The organism is Lysinibacillus sp. FSL K6-0057 (genome assembly GCF_038630885.1).
GTDB classification, from domain to species: domain Bacteria; phylum Bacillota; class Bacilli; order Bacillales_A; family Planococcaceae; genus Lysinibacillus; species Lysinibacillus fusiformis_F.
In genome coordinates, this window is sequence record NZ_CP152047.1 from 3,109,043 (window position 1) to 3,130,670 (window position 21,628).

21 protein-coding genes and 2 riboswitches are annotated in these 21,628 nt (G+C 41.6%); of the genes, 5 read left to right on the top strand and 16 right to left on the bottom strand.

Translation table 11 applies throughout. The features are described from left to right. Window positions 1-150 precede the first annotated feature (150 nt). The 15 genes from MHB40_RS15545 to MHB40_RS15615 are packed head-to-tail and all read right to left on the bottom strand — an operon-like array spanning window position 151 to window position 13,395. Window positions 151-687: a cob(I)yrinic acid a,c-diamide adenosyltransferase gene (locus MHB40_RS15545; protein ID WP_342532877.1), complete on the bottom strand. Its 537-nt coding sequence runs from the start codon at window positions 685-687 to the stop codon at window positions 151-153. 13 nt (window positions 688-700) lie between these two features. Beyond that, window positions 701-1,261: a nitroreductase gene (locus MHB40_RS15550; RefSeq protein WP_342532879.1), complete on the bottom strand. Its 561-nt coding sequence runs from the start codon at window positions 1,259-1,261 to the stop codon at window positions 701-703. A 33-nt stretch (window positions 1,262-1,294) separates the two neighbouring features. Further along, on the bottom strand, window positions 1,295-2,062 hold the full coding sequence (gene cobA / locus MHB40_RS15555) for a uroporphyrinogen-III C-methyltransferase (protein WP_342532880.1): 768 nt from the start codon (window positions 2,060-2,062) through the stop codon (window positions 1,295-1,297). Continuing rightward, window positions 2,059-2,697 (bottom strand): NAD(P)-dependent oxidoreductase, encoded by a 639-nt coding sequence (locus MHB40_RS15560; RefSeq protein WP_342532881.1) that lies wholly within the window; start codon window positions 2,695-2,697, stop codon window positions 2,059-2,061. Before MHB40_RS15560 ends, cobA begins: the two co-directional genes overlap by 4 nt. After that, complete coding sequence (locus MHB40_RS15565; protein ID WP_205444167.1) at window positions 2,690-4,057, bottom strand: cobyrinate a,c-diamide synthase; 1,368 nt, start codon at window positions 4,055-4,057, stop codon at window positions 2,690-2,692. Before MHB40_RS15565 ends, MHB40_RS15560 begins: the two co-directional genes overlap by 8 nt. Window positions 4,058-4,068: 11 nt before the next feature. Further along, entirely contained in the window at window positions 4,069-5,190 is a 1,122-nt protein-coding gene (locus tag MHB40_RS15570) for a cobalamin biosynthesis protein (protein ID WP_205444168.1), read from the bottom strand. Then, window positions 5,183-5,968 carry a precorrin-4 C(11)-methyltransferase gene (gene cobM, locus MHB40_RS15575; protein WP_342440866.1) on the bottom strand — a complete coding sequence of 262 codons (786 nt, stop codon included), beginning with the start codon at window positions 5,966-5,968 and terminating at the stop codon, window positions 5,183-5,185. The genes MHB40_RS15570 and cobM overlap by 8 nt, the downstream gene beginning before the upstream one ends. Then, window positions 5,968-6,675 carry a precorrin-2 C(20)-methyltransferase gene (gene cobI, locus MHB40_RS15580; protein WP_205444170.1) on the bottom strand — a complete coding sequence of 236 codons (708 nt, stop codon included), beginning with the start codon at window positions 6,673-6,675 and terminating at the stop codon, window positions 5,968-5,970. Before cobI ends, cobM begins: the two co-directional genes overlap by 1 nt. Beyond that, window positions 6,668-7,888 (bottom strand): precorrin-6y C5,15-methyltransferase (decarboxylating) subunit CbiE, encoded by a 1,221-nt coding sequence (cbiE, locus tag MHB40_RS15585; protein ID WP_342532884.1) that lies wholly within the window; start codon window positions 7,886-7,888, stop codon window positions 6,668-6,670. Before cbiE ends, cobI begins: the two co-directional genes overlap by 8 nt. Further along, window positions 7,845-8,978, bottom strand: a complete 1,134-nt coding sequence (locus tag MHB40_RS15590; protein ID WP_342532885.1) for a cobalt-precorrin-5B (C(1))-methyltransferase — start codon at window positions 8,976-8,978, stop codon at window positions 7,845-7,847. The genes cbiE and MHB40_RS15590 overlap by 44 nt, the downstream gene beginning before the upstream one ends. Next, a complete protein-coding gene (locus MHB40_RS15595; RefSeq protein WP_342440869.1) occupies window positions 8,978-9,637 on the bottom strand; it encodes a precorrin-8X methylmutase in 660 nt (219 codons plus the stop codon). Before MHB40_RS15595 ends, MHB40_RS15590 begins: the two co-directional genes overlap by 1 nt. 12 nt (window positions 9,638-9,649) lie before the next feature. After that, a complete protein-coding gene (gene cobK / locus MHB40_RS15600; RefSeq protein WP_342532886.1) occupies window positions 9,650-10,411 on the bottom strand; it encodes a precorrin-6A reductase in 762 nt (253 codons plus the stop codon). Then, window positions 10,408-11,337: a sirohydrochlorin chelatase gene (locus MHB40_RS15605; protein ID WP_342532887.1), complete on the bottom strand. Its 930-nt coding sequence runs from the start codon at window positions 11,335-11,337 to the stop codon at window positions 10,408-10,410. Before MHB40_RS15605 ends, cobK begins: the two co-directional genes overlap by 4 nt. Window positions 11,338-11,351: 14 nt before the next feature. Beyond that, a complete protein-coding gene (gene cobJ / locus MHB40_RS15610) occupies window positions 11,352-13,019 on the bottom strand; it encodes a precorrin-3B C(17)-methyltransferase (RefSeq protein ID WP_205444179.1) in 1,668 nt (555 codons plus the stop codon). A gap of 4 nt (window positions 13,020-13,023) precedes the next feature. Continuing rightward, on the bottom strand, window positions 13,024-13,395 hold the full coding sequence (locus MHB40_RS15615; RefSeq protein WP_205444180.1) for a (2Fe-2S) ferredoxin domain-containing protein: 372 nt from the start codon (window positions 13,393-13,395) through the stop codon (window positions 13,024-13,026). 145 nt (window positions 13,396-13,540) lie between these two features. Next, window positions 13,541-13,723: riboswitch (cobalamin riboswitch) on the bottom strand. A gap of 252 nt (window positions 13,724-13,975) precedes the next feature. After that, a riboswitch (cobalamin riboswitch) is annotated at window positions 13,976-14,161 on the top strand. A 147-nt stretch (window positions 14,162-14,308) separates the two neighbouring features. Here MHB40_RS15615 and MHB40_RS15620 point away from each other — a divergent pair. The 4 genes from MHB40_RS15620 to MHB40_RS15635 are packed head-to-tail and all read left to right on the top strand — an operon-like array spanning window position 14,309 to window position 16,943. Continuing rightward, entirely contained in the window at window positions 14,309-15,055 is a 747-nt protein-coding gene (locus MHB40_RS15620) for an energy-coupling factor ABC transporter permease (protein WP_342440872.1), read from the top strand. 3 nt (window positions 15,056-15,058) lie between these two features. Continuing rightward, window positions 15,059-15,331, top strand: a complete 273-nt coding sequence (locus MHB40_RS15625; RefSeq protein ID WP_009370241.1) for an energy-coupling factor ABC transporter substrate-binding protein — start codon at window positions 15,059-15,061, stop codon at window positions 15,329-15,331. A 5-nt stretch (window positions 15,332-15,336) separates the two neighbouring features. Continuing rightward, complete coding sequence (gene cbiQ / locus MHB40_RS15630) at window positions 15,337-16,110, top strand: cobalt ECF transporter T component CbiQ (RefSeq protein WP_342532889.1); 774 nt, start codon at window positions 15,337-15,339, stop codon at window positions 16,108-16,110. Beyond that, a complete protein-coding gene (locus MHB40_RS15635; protein WP_342532890.1) occupies window positions 16,107-16,943 on the top strand; it encodes an ATP-binding cassette domain-containing protein in 837 nt (278 codons plus the stop codon). The genes cbiQ and MHB40_RS15635 overlap by 4 nt, the downstream gene beginning before the upstream one ends. On the opposite strand, the gene MHB40_RS15640 is transcribed toward MHB40_RS15635, so the two are convergent. Continuing rightward, a complete protein-coding gene (locus MHB40_RS15640) occupies window positions 16,940-17,218 on the bottom strand; it encodes a hypothetical protein (protein ID WP_342532891.1) in 279 nt (92 codons plus the stop codon). The genes MHB40_RS15635 and MHB40_RS15640 overlap by 4 nt on opposite strands. Before the next feature lie 475 nt (window positions 17,219-17,693). On the opposite strand from MHB40_RS15640, the gene MHB40_RS15645 reads away from it, so the two are divergent. Next, complete coding sequence (locus tag MHB40_RS15645; protein WP_342532892.1) at window positions 17,694-21,194, top strand: S8 family serine peptidase; 3,501 nt, start codon at window positions 17,694-17,696, stop codon at window positions 21,192-21,194. Window positions 21,195-21,628 lie beyond the last annotated feature (434 nt).

Below are 21,628 nucleotides of genomic sequence, written 5' to 3' on the forward strand. Positions count from 1 at the left end.
GCCTTCACTCCGCGGGTATTCTATGGCGACGCGCGAGTATTTCCCTTCGCTCCGCGGGTATTTTATCGCGACGCGCGAGTATTTCCCTTCGCTCCGCGGGTATTCCAATGCGAAGCGCGGGTATTTTTCATCCAGCATTAGTGAGGGGCTTTAAAATTCAAGCCCTTTCACTGCTGGGATCCCTTCATCATAGTAATGCTTTGTTGCATCAATGGTTGACACTAAATCAGCCATTGCCAGTAACGCAGGGTTCGCGCTTCGGCCTGTGACAACCAGGTGCATCGTTGAGGGGCGTTGTTGGATTGCCTCGATGACTTCTGCTAGTGGGAGGACATCATCGATTGGAAACTTGGTGATCGCCAGGGCATTATTTAGCTCATCAAGCACCAATAAATCAATGCGATCATCCTGCAGAGCTGCCTTCGTTTTTTTCCAAGCCTTGGCTAATGCAGCACGATGCTCCTCAGGTGTCTTTGTCCATGTAAAACCTATGCCCATTTGTTCCATTTCTACGCCTAGCTTACGAAGGGCGATTTGCTCTCCATAAGTGCGTTCAGGTGATTTGATAAACTGCATATAGCGCACATTTAAGCCACGGCCCACCGCACGCAATGTAACACCTAGGGATGCTGTCGTTTTGCCCTTTCCTTCACCTGTATATACTAAAAACAAGCCTTTTCTTGCCATGCTGTTAGCCTCCTTACAGCCATGTTGTCTTTTCTGCAAACGGTGTACGTTTCTTGTCGCTTTGCTCTTGCTCCTGTGGGTAGCCAATAAATATCGTGCCGACTACTTTTTGAGAGGCACTTGCACCAAGGAACGTATGCATACGAGGATCATGCACCAGGCCAACACCACGTGTACGCCAAACAAAACCAAGACCTAGCTCCTCTGCTGTCAACCACATGGACATAATGGCACTACATACGGCAAAAACATTATCTTCTGTCGCATCTGCATCGCCCTCTACAATGTCTGCTGTTACAACAATGGCCACAGGCGTTGTTTGTACAACCTTCAATGAACTTTCCACTAGGTTTGGCTTCGTGGGGAAACGTTCTTGTAAATAAGCACTAGCCATTTCTTCATAACGCTTCATGGCTTCATCTTGTATGACATAAAAATGCCAAGGCTCTCGCATACGGTCATTCGGTGCATAGGTTGCTGCCTGTAAAATTTGGTCAATCTTTTCTTTCTCTACAGATTGTGTTGTGTAATTACGAATTGCTCGACGTTTTTTTAATGCTTCAATGACAGTCATATTGCTTCCTCCTTGTGCTCTTTCAAAAGATGATTATGAAAAGGTAAGTCCCTGCTCTTCAAACCATTGAATTTTTTCACGTACATTGACAACCTCGCCCACTACAATCATAGAAGGGTTATGATACCCTTCACGCTCAATAATGCTGGCTATCTCATCTAACGGCCCTGTAATCGTGCGTTGTTGAGCAGTTGTTCCCCACTCAATAACCGCTACTGGTGTTGTAGCCTTCCGTCCGTTTTCGATTAATTTTCGAGCGATGTAGGCAATGTTCCCAACACTCATATAAAAAGCAACAGTATCAATGCCTGTAGCTAATGCTGGCCAATTCAAAAAATCTTGTCCTTTTTCTTCACGTCCATGCCCAGTCACGAGGGCAAAGCTTGTCGCAAAGTCTCTATGTGTAACGGGAATCCCTGCATAAGCAGGAGCCGCAATACCTGCTGTTATCCCAGGAACAATTTCATAGGCAATGTCATGATTTTTTAATATCTCTGCTTCCTCAGCACCACGTCCAAAGACAAAAGGATCGCCACCTTTAAGACGTGTAACAATTTTACCTTCTTGGGCTTTTTCCACAAGTAATGCATTAATTTCATCTTGAATGAGATGATGCTTCCCAGGTAATTTGCCACAATAAACAAGCTCCGCATCCTTTTTTGCAAAATCAAGCAATTTAGGATTCACAAGACGATCATAGGCAATTACATCAGCCTTTTGAATACATTCCAGTCCATACACAGTAATGAGCTTCGGATCGCCAGGACCTGCTCCAACGATATATACAATTCCATCCTTCATTGCGCTGCTCCCATCAATAGTTGTTGTAAATATGCTTCACGTCGATCAATCTCGCCATGACGTGTCCATTCAAGGATGTTTGGCTCTAGCAACGCTTGTAATGCTGCACGTCTTTGTGGACCTTTATCATACTTAGCAGCAATCATTAATCGAGCTTGCTGTAAAAAGCATACATAGTCATCATAAGCATCATCGAATTGATCTTCTAAATCTGCTTTGATCTTGCGTGCTAGACCTGGACTTGCTCCCGATGTCGAAACAGTTAACACCAATGGACCACGGCGAACAGTAGCAGGCGTAATAAAATCACTTTCACTTTGTTTATCTGTTCGGTTGATTAATTGCCAATGCTGTGCCGCCTCTTGAACTGCTTCGTTCACTGCTGTCACATTCGTTGCAGCGATAATGAGAATGGCATCATCTAAATCGCGCGGTTCAAATTCCTTTTTCTTCCAAGTAATTTGCCCTGACTCAGCAAGTGGCTGTAATGTGTCATGTAAGGTTGGGCTGACAATCACGATGTTTGCCTTTGCCGGTAACAGGGATGCTACCTTCTGCGTTGCCACGTGACCGCCACCTACAATTACTACCGTTTTATATTCTAGATTGATATGAATAGGAAAATAATTAGTCATTACTTTTCACCTTCTTACAAGCTGTTAACCAATTGTCAACTAGCTTTGGGTTTGATACAAAATGGAAATGTGTATAGCCAGCCACTAAATTTCCTTCTTGATAGCCTTCTTTCTTTTTGCCAAAACGACCAATCGTTTCGTAGGCTGCTGTGTTGTGAGAACCACTATATTTGGAATAATGGAACTCATGGCCCTTCGCTTGCTCCTCAGCACCAATTAAGAAATTATCGGCTGTGCCAAAAATTTCACGATAACCAAGTGCTGCTAGTTTTGTTTGCATCGCCACTTCTCCAGGAATTACTCCTACCATGTCATAGCGTTCGCCATGGCTATTTGTGATCGCCTCTGTTAAATACATAAAGCCCCCACATTCAGCTAATGTTGGAAGACCTTTGGCAATGGCTTCACGAATAGAGTCTTTAACGACTGTATTGGTCGCAAGTGACTCTGCAAATTCCTCAGGAAAGCCCCCACCAATATATAAGCCATCTGCTTCTGCTGGTACAGGCTCATTAGCAAGCGGTGAGAAAAATTGTAGTGTCGCCCCTTTCGCACGTAACAAAGCCAGGTTTTCTTCATAATAAAAATTAAATGCCGCATCTCTTGCAACTGCTATACAAATATTTTGTGAAGGCTCCTCCATAAATAAATGACCAGATTCTTGTAAGATAGGAGCCTTTGTTAAATGTAGTAATTGGTCCAAATCAATCGTTTCTGCCATTAGGTTCCCTAGTTTATCAAAAAATGAATCTAGCTCTCCTCTTTCAATAGCAGGCACTAATCCTAAATGACGACTCGGGATATCGATCCCTTCCTCACGCTTTAAGTAGCCAATCACAGGTATCCCGCATTCTTGTTCAATAGCTGCCTTGGCAATTTCGTAATGACCGACACTACCAACCTGGTTCGCAATAACACCAACGATATTCGGCTTATCTGATAGTAATTGGAAACCCTTAACAACCGCTGCTACACTGCGTGCCATGCTAGCACAATTGACAATTAAAATAACAGGGCTCTCAGTCACTACGCTAATATCAGCAGCAGAACCAGCATCCGATAAAGGGCTTTTACCGTCATAAAAGCCCATCACACCTTCAATAATGGACACATCTGCATCCATACTTGCGCGTGCCACAATATCACGTACCGCTTCATGTGAGAACATCCAGCTATCAATATTGCGTGATACTCTGCCTGTTACAGCCGTATGATAGGTTGGATCGATATAATCAGGACCACATTTAAAGCCTTGCACCACGTTTCCTTTATTTTGTAATGCCTTCATCAGTCCAATGGTAAAAGTAGTTTTACCTACCCCACTGCCCGTACCAGCTAGTACAAAACGATTTGTTTGCATGGACTTCCTCCTTAAAATAGGTATCTAGCTACTGAAATCGTAGCATTACCCGATTTTTTCTTCTCTAATAGGAGTGTCTGCACCTGTGCATAACGCATAGCTGCTGGTTCACTCACACCATATGCACCCGTATATTTAAAGACCGTTTCAGAGGGTGATGGAAATTCGATTTCATTTAATTCAGCCGGTGTATACGTAACGAACTCCCAATCATATTTCTTCGTAATATCTAAAAAACATTGCTCATCTTTCTTTAAATCAATCGTGCATAAGGCTTTCACACTTTTTTTCGAAAGCTTTAGCTCTGCCAAGGTTTCATCGATTACCTGTTCAATCTCCTCTAACGATGTACCACGGTTACAGCCCATTCCTAGCACAATGGATTTTGGTCGATAAATAACACCGTTTTCTAGAAGAACCTCCTCTTCAGGTTCAATGATTCGATCGGTTATTAATAATGTAGCATGGGGATTAGCCCCAATAGCCACCTGTGTGGATGGATAAATTTTGATTTGTTCAGGCATCGGTGTATCACGCATCCACCAGTCGCGTTCACCCGTTTCCTGTACAATGGCCACATGCTCCTCATTTACTACAGAAGCACTAACAGGTGTTAATTTATCGGCACTATCCCATACCCAGCCAAAGCGTGCCCCAAATAAATCAACAGGAATCGTCTTTTGCACATCAGAAGCCGTTGTAATAATTGGATTAGCACCAAGTGCTGCTGCCACCTCATGCGTTAACTCATTGGCCCCACCAAGATGGCCTGATAATACGCTAATGACATTTTCGCCTCGATCATCAATCACGACAACGCCCGGGTCTGTCTTTTTATCCTTTAAAATCGGCGCAATCATTCTTACGACTGCCCCTAGTGAAATAATTAAGATCAAGCCTTTATATTGTTTAAATAGCGTTGGCAATAACAGGCGCACTGTTCCGGTAAATAGTTGAATATGCTTTTCTGCTTCATCGCCTTGCTCAAATTTACTCATATAATATAAATCACTTGCTGCAAAGGTTTGCTGTAGGCGGCGTCCAATTTGAACACCATGCTTCGTAATGGCAACCACAGCATAAGGATTGCGTTGATCAACCTCTGGTAAAATACCTTCTTGTAACTCAATCACTTGTCTTCACACCTTTTCTAAAGCCATGTGTAAAGCTTGCATCATACAACTTCGAGCGATATTGATCCTTATCATGAATAGTCGGATCTAACGCCCAACCCGCTAAAATCATTGCATGCTTACGAATACCGTTCACACGCATTGCTTCATCTAATTCGATTAAGGTTGTCCGTACGATTTTTTGATCTGGCCATGAAGCACGTTGAATAACTGCTACAGGCGTATCATCAGCCCAGCCAGCACTTTGTAGTTCTTTGACAATTTTCTTAGTCAGCGTTGCACTAAGGAATAATGCAATTGTACAATGATGGCTCGCTAAATCACGCAGCTTTTCAAATTCTGGTACAGGTGTGCGCCCTTCAGCGCGTGTTAAAATAAGGGTTTGTGTTAAATCAGGAATTGTTAGCTCAGCTCCGATAGCCGCTGCCGAAGCAAATACAGAGCTAACTCCTGGAATGACTTCGTACCCAATGCCCTCCTTTTTCAAGAGAGCTACTTGCTCCATGATGGCACCATACATCGCTGGGTCACCTGTATGCATACGTGCCACTGTTTTCCCAGCATTGACACGGTCCACCATCACAGCAACCATTTCCTCTAAATGCATGCCAGCTGTTCGTATGACCTCTGCATCTGGTTTGGCTTTCGCAATGAGGTCCTCACTCACTAAAGAATCTGTGTACATGACAACGTCCGCAGTTTGTAACATATGTAAACCTTTGACTGTAATTAAATCTGGATCACCAGGACCAGCGCCAACAATATAGATTTTCTTCATTATTTACGCACCACCATTAACGTTAAATATTCTAAATCAACACCATCCAACTCACGCACATCCCAAATGATTTCTTCATCAGATGTTACCTTTGTCACCACGGATGCTTTATCTAATAAATCTAAATCGCGTAGCACCTCAAGCATTAAATCAATCACTTTTGCCACTTTAATAAAGACAACGGCATCATGGCTTTCGATTGCTTCACGCATGGAGTCATAATCATCATGAGCAGGGATAATCGCAACACGATCATCGCCATCCGCTAACGCAATCCCTAAGCGAGATGCAGAGCCATTGAACGACGAAATCCCAGGAACCGTACGGATTTCTACATCTGGATGCATTTCCTGCATTAATTTCATCATATGGATAAACGTACTATACAATAATGGATCGCCCTCTGTGACAAACGCCACATCTTTGCCCGCTTGTAATTTTTCGTAGACAAGTTCTACTGACTTTGTCCATTCACGTTCTAGAACAGCCTCATCTTTCGTCATTGGAAATACAAGACCAAGCATATCTTTTTCGTCTGGATTAATATAAACATCTACAATACGATGGGCATAGCTTTTACTGCCTTTTAGCTTTTTAGGGTAAGCAATAACAGGTGATTCCTGAATCACTCGAAATGCCTTTACTGTAATTAATTCTGGATCGCCAGGACCAACGCCCAAGCCGTATAAAACACCTAAATTACTCATGATTTTCTTCCTTTCGATAAGCCGAAATAATGTATATTGGATTTAATGGCACAAAGCGTGTCATATCTAAAATAGGTTTACTGCGCGCAAGCTGTGCCTGCAAAATCTCAACCGCAAAACCACAAGCCTTAAACGCCTCGACGGCTTTATATAAATTCTCAATTGTCGCCGCATTTAAGACAATGCGACCATTAGACTTCAAACGTTGACAGCATAATTGCAGTAACTCGACCATTTCGCCCCCTGTACCACCGATGAAAATAGCATCAGGATCTGGGAAACTGTCTAATCCTGCTGGTGCTTTGCTATGAATTGCAGTCATATCAACACGGAATTTTTGCTGATTTTGGAGACAATTTTCTAAATCAGGGGCATTTTTCTCAACAGCAAATACTTGTCCTTCTGGTGCAAGCTTACCTGCCTCAATTGCCATTGATCCCGTACATGTGCCAATATCCCAAATAATGCTATCCTGTTGAAGCTGCATGGCTTGCAAACTTAAAACTCGAATTTCTTTCTTTGTAATAAGTCCTTTATCTGGCTTGCGTTGTGAAAATTCTTCATCATCAATCCCAAGTGTGTAGCGTTTCGGTGCTATTGTTTGTTTTAAAATCACAACATTTAAAGGCGAAAAATGAGTACTTTCCATTTCATCAAGCGAGTACCAGCCACTTTTTTCGTTTTCACCCTGTAAATTTTCGGCTACAAACGCACGGTATTCTGTCATACCAAAATGCTTTAAATATCGAGCGAGAGCATTCGGACTATTCTCAGCATCTGTTAAAAGTGCTACTTTCTTTTTGCCATCAATTCGCTGTGCCAAGCCCTTCATTGGGCGTCCATGTATGCTCGTTACGTAAGCGTCCTGCCAGCTTTCTCCCATTTTCGCAAAGGCAAGCTGGACAGAGCTCATATAGGGATAAACCTCTATTTGTAGCTTTTTAGCTAAATAGCCTCCGATGCCATAAAATAATGGATCTCCAGATGCAAGGATCACCGTATTTCTTGTTTCTTCAGACAATCTTTCAACAAGTGCTGAAAGACCTCCTTTTATAAGGATTTTTTCACCCATAAAGTTTGGGAAGAAATCCAGTACGCGCTCACCACCAACAAGTACCTCACAGTCTTCAATCCACTGAAGGTATTGTGGTAATAAGCTTGCTAATCCGTTATCCCCGATCCCAATCAATTTCATCGATCGATGCAATGTCATCAGCCCTTCCTAATAATTGTCCCTGCATCGAATAGATCGATGTGGAAAGCGTTAAACCGCCCCTAATATGACGGATGGAGGAATAGCAGCACGCCTCACATAAATGATGGAAGAACGCGTCATAGCCCTTCTCCATCATAATTTCACCTACTTGTGACGCTGTATTTGCGTCCAGAACTTGTGCTATGGTTTCTCCATCGGCTCCTATATCCTCTGCCAGTTGTGCTAAAAAATTAAAGTCGATTGGCGCACTTTTGGAATGCACCATCATGACACCTTGCGCCACTTTTGAAAATTTCCCCATCATACCAACAAGTGATACTTGTTTGATGCCGAGGCGCTTACAATGTTTTAATGTAAAACCAACAAAGTCACCCATTTCAATAAACGCTTCTTCTGCTAGATGTGGGTATTGTTTCATCGCAAATTTTTCACTACGACCACCTGTTGTCACCACTAAGTGCTCACAGCCAGCCTCTTTCGCTACACTAATGGCTTGGACAATACTGGCCATGTACGCAGAACTCGAAAAAGGCACGACGGTTCCCCTTGTGCCTAAGATTGAGATGCCTCCAAGTATACCGAGTCGCCCATTTAACGTTTTTTTAGCAATCTCCTCTCCTTTCGGTACGGAAATTACCACGTTCACGCCTCGTGTAATGTGAAATTCGTCCAATACACCTTGGACCGTGCTATAAATCATTTTACGTGGTACAGGATTAATGGCCGCCTCTCCGACAGGCACTGGCAAGCCAGGCTTTGTGACACGCCCGACGCCAATTCCTCCATCTAAATGAATACCAGGTGTATCTGCCCAACTCACTGTGCCAACGATGAGTGCCTGATGGGTCGCATCAGGATCATCACCAGCATCTTTAATCGTTTCACAGCTGACAGCATTTTCTTCAAATATGCATTTTTCAATTGTAAAGGTTGCATCTCGACCAATAGGTAAATGGATTGTACTTGTTTCTTGCTCCTCCTTGGTAATAAGAGCAAGCAATGCAGCCTTTGATACCGCAGTTGCACAGGCTCCCGTCGTATAACCGTGACGCATGTCTTTGGGATCCTTTTTTGGCTTCCGCTCCATTATTTTTTCGCCTGTTCGTCCGCTAAAAGTGAGATGGCATTTAATGCGGCAACCGTCACTGTACTACCGCCTTTACGACCAACATTGGTAATGTACGGAATCCCTTCTAGTTTAAGCAGCTCTTCTTTTGACTCGGCTGCTGACACGAAACCAACAGGCATACCGATAATTAAATCTGGTTTTGCTAGTCCTTCTTTAATTAAACGAATCAATTCCAGCAATGCGGTTGGTGCATTACCAATGGCATAAATACCACCTTCATGTAATGTTGAAGCCTTTTGCATCGAAATAATGGCACGAGTTGTATTTTGTTTTTTCGCTTCGATTGATACATCTTCATCCGCAATATAGCAATGCAAATCGCCACCATGTTTTTGGAAACGCTTTTTACCAGAGCCACTTTCAATCATTTGCACATCTGCAATCACATGACGTCCTGCAAGAATAGACTTGATACCCGCTTCAATTGCCCCTGGTGTAATGATGACACTACGTCCTAGCTCGAAATCAGCCGATGCATGGATAATACGACGTACAACTTTCCATTCATCATCTGAGAAGTCATGCTCGCCCATTTCCTCTGCAATAATGGCGAAACTGTAATCGTAAATTTTATCTGGGTCTACCGTTAATGGTTTGAAATCTGTTTTAAAATCCATGGAAAATGCCTCCTAAATTGTCTGTTCAACAGCCTTTAATACTTCTTCAAATGTTGAATATTGTTGGCCGTATTGAATATTTGGTCTAGCAATAAGAATTGTTTCAATCTGACATGCAAGAGCTGCCTCTAGCTTCTCATCCACTGAGCCAACTTTACCGCTTTCTTTGGTGATCATCAGCGTCACTCCGTATTGACGAAAGAGAGCTTCATTTAATTCCTTTGAAAACGGACCTTGAATCGCCACAATATCTCGCTGTGCCACTCCTAGCGCCTCACATTTTTCCATATTGTCCAGTCGTGGAAGCATACGAGCGATTACTCTTGTGTTTTCTAAGCCCTGTAACACCTTTGTAAATGTAGCGAGTGTTTTACTTCCCGTCGTTAGCATAATGACACCGCGTTTTTCTGCAGCTAACTGAGCTGCCTCCTCATAATCCTTTACAACAGTAATTAAAGGATGGGCATAATGTTCATGAGCTCGCTCATAGCGAATATAAGGAATTTGTGCCTGTTTCGCCGCTGCCATCGCATTTTTAGATGCCTCCTCCGCAAATGGGTGAGAGGCATCTACCACCAATTGATAGCCTTGCTCTGTCATAATGGTCGCCATTTCCTCAGCCGTCAGTCGACCAATTAAATGTGGCAGGCCAACGTCAGCAAGACTTGAGGCTGCCGATTCGGTGACGACCGTAGCTGTCACCGCATGACCTGCGCTTTGTAATGCAAGGGCTAAATCCCTTGCATCACTCGTCCCCGCTAACATGAAAATCATTTTACCGGCTCCTCTTCATGATGATGGTCGTGGTCGTGGTCATGCTCATGATGGTGGTGATGGTCATGCTCATGATGGTGGTGATGGTCATGATCATGATGGTGATGATGATGTGCATGTCCATGTACTGCCGCATAGGCACGATAGTCTTCTAGATCTTGCATACCTGTTGATGTACCGTTGACCGCCTGTTCAATACGCTCTAATAGAACATTTTGTAAACGTTCATGGTAGCCAAAATAGTTAGCAATTTGAATATCACAGTCTGGATAAAGTTCATTAAACTTCTCACACATGCCATTCATACGTTCCATCAAAATGCCTGTGAATAAAAAGTAAGGTAGCATGATGATTTTTTTTGCACCTAGTTTGACACAACGTTCAATTCCTTCTTCAACTCGTGGATCTGTGACACCCATAAAAGCACTTTCCACGTATTTTACAGGTAGTTTTTCCCATAAAAGTCGTGTAATTTTATAAAAATCGCCATTAGCAGATGGATCACTGCCTCCTCGTGCAATCAATAAAATAGCCGTGTCTTGCTGCTCTTGTTCTGAATTAAAGCCAATTTCAGCTAAGCGATCTTGTAAAATGGCAAAGATTTCATCATGGATGCCAATTGTTTGACCATATGTGAATGTAATCGTTGGATAATGCTCACGCGCATGCTCGATTTCTGCTGGAATATGCAGTTTTGAATGGCCTGCATGAAGTAAAATGATTGGAATCACATGAACCTCTGTAGCTCCCTTTTTCACACAGTTTGTAATACCTTCTTCAATGTTAGGTGAAGCAAATTCAAGGAAACAAGTTTCCACTAAAAATTGTTCGTCAATACGCGGTGTCATTTGTTCGATAAATGTACGAACCTCATCATTTCCTGCTGCTAAACGGCTCCCATGGCCGACAAATAAAATAGCTTTCATCTCTTTACCCCTTACTAGTCGCCGCACGGAGCTGGCTCTACTTTTATTTTGGAAGACATATCTTGATACGTAAAATGCAGTATCTTTTTCACACGTTTAAAATATTTAAACAAGCGTTCATTTGGATGAGCATTTGCTTGGTATTCTTCAATAATATCTGTAATGAGTGGAATCAGCTGATCAGGCTCCAACCCTTCTACAACAGGCTGTGCTGCGTGAGCCGTACGACCAACTGGCTTTGCTCCAATAAAGACATCAAATTTACTTTTACGGTAGACGATGCCAATATCATCAAATACAGCTCGATAACAGGCCATACCACAGCCATTAAAGCCAATATTTAATGTTTTCGGTAAAGACATGCCACCAAGTTTTTCTTGTATTTCTTCGGCGTATGGTATCGAATCAGCCTTTTCACCATAGCAAAAATCACAAGCCTTCAGAGATAGCACATCACCAATCGGTGCTAATAAAAAGCCTACTTCCTGCAATTTCTCTGTGATCTGTTCAGGGGCAGTCGTTGGTATTTTCAAATGGATTTGATGATCTGGTGTATATTCCATCGTCCCCTCTTCCCCAACGACCTCTGCTAACGTCAGCATTTGCTGAGGAGTAAAAAACTTATTGGCCACACCTGGGCTCACTGCTAATTCAAAAATAGATTCTATTTTTTGCTGTACAAGCTTCGGTGTTACGTTGACTGCGTTTGTCCCTTTCACCATTGCGAGTGCCGCTGTAGCCATTTCAAGTGCTGTTTTTTTCGGCTTTGGCGTAGCGGCTATACTGGGTTTATTAAAGCGCCCTGCATTAGGATCAGCTGTAAAGTCATTTCTTGCTGTTCCTGTCTCTTGATTCATTGCCCAAGGTTCATTTTCTTCACGCAAACGTTGATGTGGACGTAATGGTTGTTTTTCTTCCCCCAGGGTATATTTACGTTGGTAACCGCGTGGCGTAATCATCTTATTGTCATAGAAAAATGTTGATGAATTCCCGATAATGACAGTTGTCAGCATACCAATATCATGTTCTAGCATTTCTGCTAGCGTTGTCATGGTCACTTCTTGACGTTCTCGATACGCACTTTTCACAAGCCCTACTGGTGTGTCTGGCGAACGATATTCTAAGAGAATTCGCTGAGCTTCGACAATTTGTCTTGTACGGCGACCACTTTTAGGATTGTATAATGCGATGACAAAATCTGCCATAGCAGCTGCCTCGACACGCTTTGCAATCAAATTCCAAGGTGTTAGATGGTCACTTAAACTGATTGTACAAGCATCATGCATAATGGGTGCACCAAGTATGCTCGCACATGAATTAATCGCAGAAATACCAGGAACAATTTCTACTTCAATTCCTGTTGCTTCTGTCCAGCCTAGCTCGATTAACACCTCATACACTAATCCCGCCATGCCATAAACGCCTGCATCACCACTCGAAATCACCGAGACAATGCTCCCTGCCTCTGCTTGACGAACGGCTTCCTGCGCACGGGACACCTCTTCTGTCATGCCTGTGCTAACAATCGATTTCGCACTAACTAAATCTTGAATCAGCTCTACATAGGTTTTGTAGCCTATAATCATATCACTTTGTTGTAAAGCTTCTACTGCACGTGTCGTAATATGCTTAAAATCTCCAGGTCCAAAGCCTACTACGAAAATTTTTCCTTTTTGCGCCATGTTGTTACCCCTCTTTCACCTTTTCGATCCCTTTAATGGCTGTTGTTTGAGCAGTACGCTGTAATGTACCTTCACGAAGTGTAAAGACATGTTCGTTGTATAAGGATTCATGATGTAAATCTTGTACTAGTGTCCTAGCATGCTCTGTTGATGGCACACGATACCAATTCCCTTGAGGGTAGGCGATTACCACACAGGCATCCTTGCATCGTCCATTACAGCGCGTTCTTGTCGTATGTATTTCTTGATCGAGTGCTTGTCGCTGTATTTCATCTCGAATGGCTAAGGTAATTTCCTCACCATCCTTATTCATGCAACTACTGCCATTGCAAATAAAGAGATGTGTTTTCATCCCCTCTAAATTCCATGTTGTCATCTTCTGTCTCCCCTCATTTGCTTTCTGGAAAAAGAAAAACCTTTACTCTAAATCGAAGAGTAAAGGTTTTGTAGAAGCCAAATAAAAACGAATAGCATGAAATAAAGGTACTCGCTTCCGCTTCAACTTCTCCCTCCGAAAAGTTTGCATGCACAATCAAATAAGCAGGTTTCCTGACTTAAGCTTCATTTTACAGTCGCACCTTCCCAAGTTTGCACCAGTGGCTTTGCGATTTCATCAGCTATTACAGTAGCGGGGGCTGTATTGGATTTTCACCAATTTCCCTATTATCTCGAGCTATTCGAGCACTTATTGACGTTTTATATGAAATTTTTATTAGTATTTTAAATAGAAAACTGTCTTAATCATATCTTATTATTTTAAAATTTCAATATTTCTTTAAAAATTTATGACAAATTTATCAATTTTGAAGTGAACTGGGGTATAAAATTTATACAATATCCATCATTAGCACAATGAATATTATCAGAATATTCGCCGTTGACCTTTAATTAAAAAAATTTTATAAAAAGGTATAGCATATTTATGGAAAATCATGTTACACTTTGTCGTGAAATCTCACAATTGAATGTTTTTCGGTGTAAAATGCTTGCCATTTTGCTTAAAAGGGAAGCCGGTTTGAGTCCGGCGCGGTCCCGCCACTGTAATAGGGAGCTTTATAGAATATGTCACTGTCCAACGGATGGGAAGACCTATAAAGTATTGAACTAGAGCCAGGAGACCTGCCGAAAAATAGGTGATCGTTTCAGCCTACGAGGATAGGTGTGCGGCTTAGCAGATGAGAATGTTATTTGCTTTTTTAGCTATGCACTTTTCCACCAACGGAGAAGTGCTTTTTTATTTACGCACGCTACATTCTAAAAATCTATTAATTAGTTAGGAGGAAAGCTTTTTGAAATTTTCATGGTGGAAACTTAGTTATTTTTTATTGGCCTTTTTAATTGTGCCAAAACGTGCCTTTGCGATGCATATCATGGAAGGTTTTTTACCAATCGAATGGGCGATTTTTTGGTGGGTTATTTCTATTCCTTTTATCGTTCTAGGATTGCGTTCTATTCGCAAAACAATTGAAGAAAATCCTGAAACAAAGATGCTTTTAGGGCTTTCAGGAGCCTTTGCTTTTGTGCTATCTGCCTTAAAAATCCCTTCTGTTACAGGTAGCTGCTCTCACCCAACTGGTGTTGGACTTGGGACAGTTCTCTTTGGCCCTCTAGCCATGAGTGTAATTGGAACAATCGTTTTATTATTCCAATCTTTATTATTAGCACATGGAGGAATCACGACTTTAGGGGCGAACGCCTTTTCGATGGCTATTGTAGGTCCTTTTATTGCTTACTTTGTCTTTAAAGGAGCACAAAAAGTAGGTTTGTCATTTTCACTAGCCGTATTTTTCGCAGCTATGCTTGGTGATTTAGGTACATATGTTGTGACTTCTGTACAACTAGCACTAGCCTTCCCTTCAGAAGTTGGAGGCTTTATGGCATCCTTTACAAAGTTTGCAGGTATTTTTGCTTTAACTCAAATTCCTTTAGCGGTGAGTGAAGGGATTTTAACGGTCATTGTGATGAATTTCTTGAAAAAATACAATATTAGCGAATTAAAAACTTTACGTGTTTTCTCAACAAAGGAGGCACATTAACAGATGAAAAAAAATTTATTGTTATTAGCAATTGTTGTGTTGTTAGCCATCATTCCATTGTTCATACAAAAAGGTGCTGAATTTGGTGGTGCTGATGGAGAGGCAGAAGCAGCCATTGGTGAAATCAATGCGGAATATGAACCATGGTTCGAAAGCCTATGGGAGCCACCAAGCGGTGAAATCGAAAGCTTATTATTCGTGCTACAGGCAGCTATTGGAGCTGGCTTTATTGGCTACTTCATCGGCTATATGCGTGGCAAACATAAAGAAGGTTAACCATTATGTTACTCATTGATAAGTATGCCTATCTTAATAAGCTAGCGTCTGTTCATCCGCTAGAAAAAATGATATTTTCACTTGGACTACTTCTCATAACGCTCATCTTGAGAGATGAACGACTTTCACTCATTACATTTTTTGTAATGAGTGCTTTTATCATTTTAGGTGCAAAAATTCCGCTTACATACTATGCCAAGTTATTATTGCTACCTGGTTTTTTCTTATTCACAAGTCTCGTATCTATTTTACTTTCCATTACACCGTCAACCAATGCACTACCTGCCCATATTTGGTCTTATACATGGACGAATTGGACTGTTTTCATTGGGAACGCAAGTGTGCTATTAGCGCAGCAGCTGTTCTTTGTCGTTCTGGGCAGTATTAGTTGTTTATACTTTTTAATTCTAACCACTTCTGTACAAGGAATATGTTATGTGCTACGACAATGGCGACTCCCCTCTTTATTGGTTGAGCTCGTCGAACTAACTTATCGTTTTATTTTTATGTTTTTAGAAAGTATGCAAAATATCCATCTAGCCCAGCAAGCGCGTCTCGGCTACCATTCACCGATGCAATGGCTACGCTCTGTCTCCATGCTCATTGTGGCATTATTTGTGGAAATGTTTCAACGTAGTCGGGAGCTCAACAATGCCATGCAATCACGTGGTGGCGAGGCCGTCTACTGGCAAGAGATGGGCTCCTATAGCAAGAAAAATTGGCTAGGCATGGCAGCAATATTACTAGTCCTCATCGTATATGGAGGGTATTTCACATGACAGCATTTTATTTTGAACTCAACCAATTATCATATGCCTATGCAGATGGTACGAAAGCGTTGTCAGATATTACATTAGACATTCCAAAAGGGAAAAAAATCGCCATACTCGGGCATAATGGCGCAGGAAAATCGACTTTGTTTCAGCATCTTAATGGTATTTTGAAACCTACAGCTGGGACGATTTTATTCGAAGGCAACGGACTAGAATATAGTGGAAAAGCTTTAAAAATTCTACGTCAGCAGGTAGGCATTGTCTTTCAAAATGCAGATCATCAGCTTTTTTCAGGAACCGTCAAGCAAGATATAGCATTTGGACCATTGAACCTCGGCTGGTCTACTGAAAAAATGGAAGAAAAAATAGCATGGGCCGTTGCGCAAACCGAAGTGGAAGATTTGCTCGATAAACCCATTCATTTTCTAAGCGTAGGTCAGAAAAAGCGTGTGGCGATGGCAGGTGTTTTAGCGATGGAGCCCTCTGTCCTTTTATTAGACGAACCAACGGCAGGTCTTGATAATTATTATGCTACACAAGTATTACAATACTTAGCCAAATTAGAAGATGGTGAGAGAACCATTTTACTAGCAACTCATGACATTCCTCTCGCCTATGAATGGGCAGATTTAATGATCGTCATGGAAGCAGGAAAAATTATTTATAACGGCGATCCAATTGCCTTGTTTTATGAAGAAGAATTATTAAAACGCGCACATCTTGAACGGCCATGGATTTTTGAGATGGTCATGGCATTACAAAAAAAGAAGCTATTGCAGGAAAACATCACAATCCCCCGCTCCAAAAATGAATTACAACAATTAATCGAACAGATCTAAAGCTTTTCACAATGCGAGGTATCCGAAAAACGGACAGTGTTTAATTGTCCGTTTTTCATGTTGTTGAAAAAGATGATGTCAACGGCAGAAAAAGCAACTTGGCAAGGTGAGGGGTTGATTTCCGTTCCGCCAGCGTCCTTTCCAGGGGGCGTCCGAGGAGCCGCTTCACTCACTTCCGTTCGCTCCAGGGTCTCCTCTGTGACGCTCAATCCCCTAGGAGTGACGCTGGCTCCACTCCAATCAACCATTCTGCAAAGTGTCTTTACTTTTTTCATAGCAGCATAGCGATTAAATCGCCCATTATTTGTATTCTTAGAGGGGATAAACTCTTATTTTCAATGTGGAGAAGTGATGCGTGACAACACCTCTTCCTAAAGAGTCGTGAAGACCTTCACTTTATTTGAAAACCTTTGCTAAAAAGTCAGTGGGTTGAAGTGGAAGGCTACTTGACTCCCGTGGGATAGCGAGACAGGCGAAGCCCTGCACGGAGCGGTAGCGGAGGAAGCGATTCGGCGCTCGCCCACAGGAAAGCAAGTAGCCTGCAACGGAAATCCATTTCTACCTTTCAATTGACTGTTTTGTTTTTCAACACTAAGAAAAACGGACAGTGTTTAATTGTCCGTTTTTTCGTTATACCCACCATAAGTTAAAATAACGAAGAAAAATTTTCCTCCATTACGAAACTTTTCTAATCTTTATCCGTATTAGTATAGTCAAGATTTAATTTATAACACCAAGGAGAGATAACAATTGAAAAGTTGGTATAAAAAATCAGTCGCTGTTGTAGCATCCGTTGCACTCATGGTTCCTGCTGCTTCTGCATTTGCTGAGGCACCCCAGCATAAAGCAAAGAACGTGCTGGCAAACAGTGCGAAACAAACAGAGAAAAATGAAGAAAAATGGATGAGTAAGGATACAATTGTTATCAAGCATTCAGGTCTTGATAAAAACGTACATAAAAAAATTGGCTCCAAAGTCATCCGTTCTATTCCTTCATTAGGTTATGATGTCGTGCAACTAAATAAAGGCGTATCGATAGAAAAAGCCGTCTCTTACTATTTAAAGCAAAACGGGATATCAAGTGTATCTCCTAGCTACGTCTATCATTCTTTCAATAAAGAAGCTGATCCCAAGAAACAAGAGATGTATCATTTAAACCTACTGCAAATGGATAAGGCACTGGAATTAGCAGGCAACCATGATGTCACAGTTGCTGTCATTGATTCTGGTGTGGATTTTAAACACCCCGATCTAAAGTCACAAGTACTCCCACCCTATAATGCAGCAGCACCTGCTAATACTACTTATTCAGGCGATCACGGAACACATGTGGCAGGTATTATCGCCGCAGCAAAAGATAATGGCGTAGGTGGGCATGGGATTAATCCGAAAGCGAAGTTACTGCCAATTGATGTATTTAACGGCAAAGAAGGTGCTAATGATTTCATCATTGCACAGGGTATTCTATATGCAATTGAGCAGGGCGTTGACATCATTAATATGAGTCTAGGAGGCTATGGTGAATCTCCACTGATGAAGGAAGCCGTTCAGAAAGCCATTGATAGTGGTATTACGATTGTGGCAGCTGCAGGAAATGAATCGACAGATGAATACTCCTTCCCCGCTTCTTTCGAAGGTGTCATTAGTGTGGGTTCAACGAATGAACGCAACAAACTATCAAGCTACTCCAATTACGGCCCGTCCGTTGATATTGTTGCACCAGGTGAAGACATTTATAGTACCGTCCATGATGCGAAAAAAGGATCATCCTTTGTCAAATTTAGTGGCACATCCATGGCCTCTCCAGTCGTGGCAGGTATCGCTTCTCTGCTTAAATCAAAAGATCCATCTTTAAAACCGCATCAAATAGAAGCGATTCTAGAAATGACAGCACAAGATTTGGGCGAAAAAGGTTATGATCTTACTTATGGTCATGGACTTGTCGATCCTGTAAAAGCATTACAGTTTGATTTAAACAAACTGCCTAAGCATTATGCAGAGACAAAGGAAGATCGTATTCAAAACGCCAAGGTCCTTGCTAAAAATAAGCTAAATACAGAACAGGGTGCTTTTGAACAGCAAGACGAAAAGAAATGGTATAAAGTCGATTTAGAAGAAAATGAATATGCTCAATTGACATTAAAAGGCGCTGACAAATACGACTATGCCTTTGATTTATATTTCTACCCAAATAGCGGAATTGGTGATGTAGAGCCGATCCATGTTAATGATGTACGTGTCGGAAAAAAAGAAGGTTATCTATTTAAAGCAGATCAAAAGGGAACGCTTGTAATTGGTGTCAAAGATCACAATGGTAGCTATAGCTTAAAAGGCAAATCTACTTATATTTTTACAGCACAAACAACGAAAGACTTGCCAATCGATACAGTAGACAAGTCTTCAATGGAGCCTATCAAAAAGTTCCCATATAGTACAGCAGGTAAAAACTATACATTACTGTCAAAAGATCAACAACAAGATCAAGATTACTTCACGTTCTCTGTCAAAAAACCGACGACATTACAGTTTGATCTATCGGGTATTCCAGGTGTCACTGCCTCAATGGAGCTCTATCTAAAAGACGACTTTCTTCCTGTACCACCAGAAGAAATCGATCAAGCTGAAAATGATGAAGATGAAGAATTGGAAGCCTATCCAATGCAGACCGCTTATGGTACAGCAAAAGGTGAGCCGGTCCGTATGATTATCGACGCTGTTCCCGATCAAGAGTACGTTTTAAGTGTCTCTAATGAGAGTAATAGTGAGTTTTCTATGGAGATGTTCTTTAGTGGCGGCATTGAAAAAGAAGAAACAATCAGTGAATCGATGATCCCTTACACATTAAAAGGTGAAGTGGTTACCCTTCCTCCTGATGAGGATGGACTACCTGTTGATGAAGTCATGTTCGAAGAAAATGTTCTTGAGGACCAATTACCACTTACAGAGAATAACATAAAAAAACGTAATGAAATTGACAGCTTGATGAGTATGTTAATGAATCCTACGGGTTCAGGCAACCTAGAAAATGTTGATCCTATCATTAAGCAGGCGATCCGTTTTGAAATAGGCGAAGATCAAAAAGCTTATTTCCAAACAGACTATGATGAGGATTATTTCTTGTTTAAAGCGAAGGAAGACGCCCTTTATAGCTTCAGCTTTTTGAAAGGATTGAACCAAATGCCGACGGGTACAGTATTTGAGTATGACGAAGAAGCAAAGGAGTTAATCCCCGTTTCTTCCTTAACAAATAGCCTTGGCATACTGGCACTACTACTTGGTACAGCTGGTAATGAGGACGATGCAAAAGTTATTCCATTGAAAAAGGACAAAACCTACGTGGTAGCCGTTGTCAATGCTGGAGAACGATCTGTCGAGCCTTATACATTGAAAACAAAGAAAATAGGCGATATTCCAGCAGAGTACAATCCAAACAATCATGAGGAAGCAAAAGCGCTAAAAATCCAACCAGGTACTACTTATAAAGATCACCTGATTTATCAAGATGATGTAGATTATTACTATTATAAGCAACAAGGCAATGATGAGGTCATGAGTCTGCTTCTTTCTTCAGTTCCCTTTACAAATGAACAATTAGCTCAACTACCTAAAGAACTACAAAAAGACTTAAAATTTGCAGGAGCTATCATCGAAGATACAAACGGCAATATGAAAATTGATGCCAAAGAAATGGAAACAGAAATTCCATTTGGACTAGGTGATAATATTCTTGAAATGTTACTTGGAATGATGGGTACAAACGATGTAAATACATCGTTTAAGGCGAAGAAGGATCGAGGTTATTTTATTCTTGTCAACAGCATGGGGCTTGGCCAGGTTTCGATTCAGCCCTATACATTAACATTGTTTGATCATAAGCATGTGGATGAAGACAGTGATTCAAAATTAGTCAATGGTATACCTAGCAAACCATCTGTCCTTGTGAAAAAAGATGAGAAATGGGTTGCAACGCAATATTTAAATGCAGGTATTCCATTTGGTGATAAAGACTATTTTGAATGGAACAACGACCAGAAGCGTGAAGTCTTCTTCTCACTTCAAACAGAAAAAGCGTTGGATGGTGTTATTCGAGTGTTGGATGCAAACGGAAAAACCGTTAAAACATTCGATCTTTACGGAGTTGGTGATGCCGAAGTTGGCACGGTGGAGCTAGATGCAGGCAAATACTATATTGAAGTAAGTGAGTTTGATGGTAAAGCTAGCACTCAACCTTATACGCTTGAAATAAAATAAATGAAATCAAGCAAAATCCCCTAGATCATCACGATTTAGGGGATTTCATGTTGTTGAAAAAAGATCATGTCACTAGCAGAAAAAGACTTTTTAGCAAGGTGAGGGGTTGATTTCCGTTCCGCCAGCGTCCTTTCCAGGGGGCGTCCGAGGAGTGACGCTGGTTCCACTCCGATCAACCATTCTGCAAAGTGTCTTTACTTTTTTCATACTAGTATAGAAATCAAATAACCCAATATCTGTATTCTTAGGTGGGATAAACTCTTATTTTCAATGTGGAGAAGTGATGCGTGACAACATCCCTTCATAAAGAGTAGGGAATACCTTCACTTTATTTGAAAACCTTTGCTAAAAAGTCAGTGGGTTGGATTGGAAGGCTACTTGACTCCCGTGGGCTAGCGAGACAGGCAAAACTCTAAACGGAGCGGTAGCGGAGG

Coding starts and splice junctions, on each gene's coding strand:
- MHB40_RS15545 (WP_342532877.1), bottom strand. CDS start 687: ATGGCAAGAAAAGGCTTGTTTTTAGTATATACAGGTGAAGGAAAGGGC.
- MHB40_RS15550 (WP_342532879.1), bottom strand. CDS start 1,261: ATGACTGTCATTGAAGCATTAAAAAAACGTCGAGCAATTCGTAATTAC.
- cobA (WP_342532880.1), bottom strand. CDS start 2,062: ATGAAGGATGGAATTGTATATATCGTTGGAGCAGGTCCTGGCGATCCG.
- MHB40_RS15560 (WP_342532881.1), bottom strand. CDS start 2,697: ATGACTAATTATTTTCCTATTCATATCAATCTAGAATATAAAACGGTA.
- MHB40_RS15565 (WP_205444167.1), bottom strand. CDS start 4,057: ATGCAAACAAATCGTTTTGTACTAGCTGGTACGGGCAGTGGGGTAGGT.
- cobM (WP_342440866.1), bottom strand. CDS start 5,968: ATGAAGAAAATCTATATTGTTGGCGCTGGTCCTGGTGATCCAGATTTA.
- cobI (WP_205444170.1), bottom strand. CDS start 6,675: ATGAGTAATTTAGGTGTTTTATACGGCTTGGGCGTTGGTCCTGGCGAT.
- cbiE (WP_342532884.1), bottom strand. CDS start 7,888: ATGACATTGCATCGATCGATGAAATTGATTGGGATCGGGGATAACGGA.
- MHB40_RS15590 (WP_342532885.1), bottom strand. CDS start 8,978: ATGGAGCGGAAGCCAAAAAAGGATCCCAAAGACATGCGTCACGGTTAT.
- MHB40_RS15595 (WP_342440869.1), bottom strand. CDS start 9,637: ATGGATTTTAAAACAGATTTCAAACCATTAACGGTAGACCCAGATAAA.
- cobK (WP_342532886.1), bottom strand. CDS start 10,411: ATGATTTTCATGTTAGCGGGGACGAGTGATGCAAGGGATTTAGCCCTT.
- MHB40_RS15605 (WP_342532887.1), bottom strand. CDS start 11,337: ATGAAAGCTATTTTATTTGTCGGCCATGGGAGCCGTTTAGCAGCAGGA.
- cobJ (WP_205444179.1), bottom strand. CDS start 13,019: ATGGCGCAAAAAGGAAAAATTTTCGTAGTAGGCTTTGGACCTGGAGAT.
- MHB40_RS15615 (WP_205444180.1), bottom strand. CDS start 13,395: ATGACAACATGGAATTTAGAGGGGATGAAAACACATCTCTTTATTTGC.
- MHB40_RS15625 (WP_009370241.1), top strand. CDS start 15,059: ATGAAAAAAAATTTATTGTTATTAGCAATTGTTGTGTTGTTAGCCATC.
- cbiQ (WP_342532889.1), top strand. CDS start 15,337: ATGTTACTCATTGATAAGTATGCCTATCTTAATAAGCTAGCGTCTGTT.
- MHB40_RS15635 (WP_342532890.1), top strand. CDS start 16,107: ATGACAGCATTTTATTTTGAACTCAACCAATTATCATATGCCTATGCA.
- MHB40_RS15640 (WP_342532891.1), bottom strand. CDS start 17,218: ATGAAAAAAGTAAAGACACTTTGCAGAATGGTTGATTGGAGTGGAGCC.